This is a genomic window from Xanthobacter sp. BG11Y11_SDJG (genome assembly GCF_057364445.1).
The window spans coordinates 1-3,877 of the sequence record NZ_JBNFNU010000402.1; the positions used below are offsets into that span (position 1 = coordinate 1).

3 protein-coding genes are annotated in these 3,877 nt (G+C 69.7%); 1 reads left to right on the forward strand and 2 read right to left on the reverse strand.

The genetic code is table 11. The annotated features are described in order from the left end of the window. Positions 1-470: 470 nt before the first annotated feature. Positions 471-1,265: a TIGR02186 family protein gene (locus AC2W7M_RS21655; RefSeq protein ID WP_486134825.1), complete on the reverse strand. Its 795-nt coding sequence runs from the start codon at positions 1,263-1,265 to the stop codon at positions 471-473. Next, entirely contained in the window at positions 1,262-2,188 is a 927-nt protein-coding gene (locus tag AC2W7M_RS21660) for a sulfite exporter TauE/SafE family protein (protein ID WP_486134827.1), read from the reverse strand. The genes AC2W7M_RS21655 and AC2W7M_RS21660 overlap by 4 nt, the downstream gene beginning before the upstream one ends. Before the next feature lie 297 nt (positions 2,189-2,485). Here AC2W7M_RS21660 and AC2W7M_RS21665 point away from each other — a divergent pair, with 297 nt between their 5' ends. Continuing rightward, on the forward strand, positions 2,486-3,778 hold the full coding sequence (locus tag AC2W7M_RS21665) for a GGDEF domain-containing protein (protein ID WP_486134829.1): 1,293 nt from the start codon (positions 2,486-2,488) through the stop codon (positions 3,776-3,778). Positions 3,779-3,877: the final 99 nt, after the last annotated feature.

Genomic DNA, 3,877 nt, shown 5'->3' on the forward strand with positions numbered 1-3,877 from the left:
AAGCGAGGCGTCCGGCGGATCGCCGGCGCCGCGCCCCGCGCGATCCGGCGCAGCCCGCCGCGGGAGCCGGGAGGACATATGCCCAATCGGCGCCGCATGGCCATGCCGCCGCGGTCGCAGGGCGCGATGCCGAATGCTTTCGCGCGCGCGAGGCGAGAAGAGTGGGGAAGGGGCAGGAGACAGGAACAGGCCGAGCAGGCAGCGCGCCTCTTGAGGAGGGAGCCGGGACGGCGCCGCAAGGCACCGTCCCCGTCCCTACGGGCGCCGGTCAGGGCTTGGCACCCGAAGGAGATTGGCCACGCGTCGGACCCTCGCGCCTTCTGTGACGAGTTCGTGATGCGACTTCAAGCGAAAAATGTCGATCAACACCGACAAATTCAACCACTGGTAACTGAATGGTCTGCGGCGGCGTACAATGAGCGAAGCGCCGTGAATCGAGAGCGCGACCATGATCGTAGAGGCGCGCCCCGTCATTCCTTCCGGAACAGCAGGTTGGCCAGGAAACCCACGACGAGACTGCCGAGTGCCACGGAAATACCATACAGGATGCCGTTGGTGTGCGCGAAGGACGCGATACTCTGCTCGAATCCTGTGCGCGCGACATCGAAATGGGTGCGCGCCGCTCCGGTGACGCGCCCGTCCCGGAGCACCTTCACGTGCACCTCGTAGCGCCCGATGGGGGCATGGCCGGGCAGACGAAGCTGCGCCTGGAACACGTTCGGCGCAAGCAGCACGACGCCCCGCGGGTCCTCCTGGTAGAGCTGCTGCGCCGCCTGGATGCGCAGGAAGGCGGTGCGGAACGGGTCCGAGGGCACCACGTCCGCGAAGTCGGGCCCCACCCGCTGGACCAGCAGGACGCGGTCGAGGCCGATCTGCTCGGCGCGCAGCACCTCGGGGGTCGCGAACAGCGCCGCCGGACGGCTGGACATGACGCTCAGGAAGCCCGGCACGTCGAGGAACGCGCGGCTGTCGATGTTCATCCACAGCCCGATCACCTGCGACTTGCGCCAGGTGAGGAAGGTCTGCTCTGGCCCGCGCACGGTGACCACCATGTCGGCCGGCGGGGCGCCCGCGCCCTGCGCCTCGGCAACCCCAAAGATGGCGAGGTCGGCGCCCGCGAAGCTGGAGGTGATCAGCACTTCGCTCTGGGAGATCGACAGCACGACGCTCTCGGCGCGCGCCGCGCCGGTGGCGGCCACAGCCGCGAGCCCGGCGAGCAGCGCCGCGACGAGGCGGGGGAAGGCACGGCTGCGGGTGCCGCTCATGGGGGTCCCTCCACCGGTGCGACAATGAAGGCGTCCGCGGGCGGGCGCACCAAATCGGCGGCGACGCGGATCGCCACCGACAGCACCAGCAGGCCGAGCAGCAGGCGCAGATATTCCGGCCGCATGGTCTGGCCGGCGCGGGCGCCGAACTGCGCCCCCACCGTGCCGCCGATCATCAGCACCAGGGCCAGCACCGCATCCACCGTGCCGTTGGCCTCGGCATGCAGCACGGTGGCCGCGGTCATGGTGACGAGGGTGAGCACCAGCGAGGTTCCCACCGAGGTCTGGGTCGGCACGCGCAGCAGGTAGATCAGCGCCGGCACCAGGATGAAGCCGCCACCGACGCCCAGCACCGCGCCCAGGAGGCCGATGACGAAGCCGAGCGCCACCACCGGGATCGCCGAGACATAGATGCGCGAGCGGCGGAAGCGCATCTTCAGCGGCAGCCGCATGAACCAGGAATGGGTGCCCGGGCGCCGCACCTCGGGCTGGCCGCCGCGCCTCGTCCGGGCGATCGCGCGCACGCTCTCGGTCAGCATCATCGCGCCGATGGCGCCGAGCAGCGCGGTATAGGACAGCGCGATGGTGAGATCCACCTGGCCGACACGCCGCAGGAAGGCGAACAGGGCCACGCCCGCCGCCGTGCCGACCAGGCCGCCGAACAGCAGCACCCCCGACAGGGTGAGGTCCACCATGCCCTTGCGCAGGTAGGACAGGGCGCCGGAAAAGGACGAGGCCGCCATGTAGGGCGACACGCTCGCCACCGCCACGGTCGGCGGCACGCCGGTGAAGATCAGCAGGGGCGTCATCAGGAACCCCCCGCCGACCCCGAACATGCCGGAGATGAAGCCCACCGCCAGACCCATGGCGAAAATGGTGAAGATGGCAACCGGCAGCTCGGCGATGGGCAGGTAGATCGTCACGGAGGGATCCTGATGACGGGACGGGGCCGAAGGGCGCGCGGATATCAGGCGCTTTACGGCATGGAGGCGGGCATTTGAAGACCCTTCCGCCTCGGCTCCGAAATAATTTATCAAATCAAATCAATGGGCTTAATAGCAAGCGTGCGGCCCATCGGCTGCGGCGTCCGCCGCCCGGGCTCCCCCGCCTGTCCGGCCGCGGAGCCTTGGCGGTGGATAGCGTCGCGCGGCCACGGAACACGGCTTGTTTGCGGTTGCGGCCGCGCGCAATCATGGGCGCCGAACGGGCGAGAGGACGCCGTGCCGAATCTGGAAACCTACGTGTTCTTCGGCGAAGTCCTGGACACCCTGGACGTGGCGCTGTGCGTGTTCGACGCGCAGGATCGGACGGTCCTGTGGAACGATGCGTTCCTGCGCTTCTTTCCCGAGCATGCGGGCCATGTCCATGCCGGCGAGCCCTACCGCGAGAACCTCCTGCGCTTCTATCGCGGGCGGCTTGCGGATGCCGAGCAGGCCAATATCGAGCGCTATATCGCCGAAGGAATCGAGCGCCACCGGTCCCAGACGCGTCCGTTCGTGTTCAGCCATCTCGGCCGGCGGCTGCGCGTCGCGTCCCAGCCCACCGGCGACGGACACCGCGTGCGCATCTGGCAGGACATCGCGCCGGAGCAGGCGACACCCGCGCACGGCGCGCTGTGGGCGGACTTTCCCATCGACCTGCTGAACTTCATCGCCGACGGCGCCATGGTGCTGGATGGCGAGGATCGGATCGTCGCCACCAATGACGAGTTCCGCGCGCTCTACGACGTGCCGGAGGATCGCGCGGTCATCGGCCTCACCTTCGCCGACGTGGTGCGCGAGGCATGCCTGAAGGCCGGCCAGGAGGACCATGGCGCCGAGGCGTCGGTGCTCGACAACCTGCGCTTCGCCGGCGCGCCGTTCGAGATCAGCCTGCCGGGCGGGCGCTGGCGGCGGGTGATCGCGCGCCGCTCGGCCAGCGGCGTCGGCTTCTTCACCCATTCGGACATCACCGTCCTGAAGCGCCAGCAGGCGGAACTGAAGCGGGCGATGGACGAACTCGCCACCATCGCCGCCACCGACGTGCTCACCGGCCTCGCCAACCGGCGCCGGTTCGACCAGGCGCTGGGCGAAGAGTGGGCACAGGCCATCGGCGGCGGCGGACCGATCGCGGTGATGCTGATCGACCTCGATCATTTCAAGGCGGTGAACGACAATTTCGGCCATGCCGCGGGGGACGAATGCCTGCGCCGGGTGGCGGCGGCGGTGCAGGAGGCGATCACGCCTTCGGCGGACGTCGCCGCGCGCTACGGCGGCGAGGAGTTCGCCGTGCTGTTGCCCAATGCCACCGGCGAGGAGGCCATGGCGATCGCGCGCAGCATGCGGCGCTCTTTGCGCATGGTGGACTGGCGGCGCGTCGATCCGCGGCTCGAGCGGCTCACGGTGAGCATCGGCATCTGCGCGGTGCGCCAGCCCTCGGCGATGGCGACCTTCCAGGCCATGAAGCTCGCCGACGACATGCTCTACCGCGCCAAGAATGGCGGCCGCGACCGGATCGACCTGATGGAGGCGTGAGCCGGCGGCGCTCCGCTCAGCGCGCCTGGGCCGCGAGGGCCACCAGGAGGTCGCCGACCGCGCGCCTCATGCGGGCGGCATCCACGCCGTGCGGGCGTC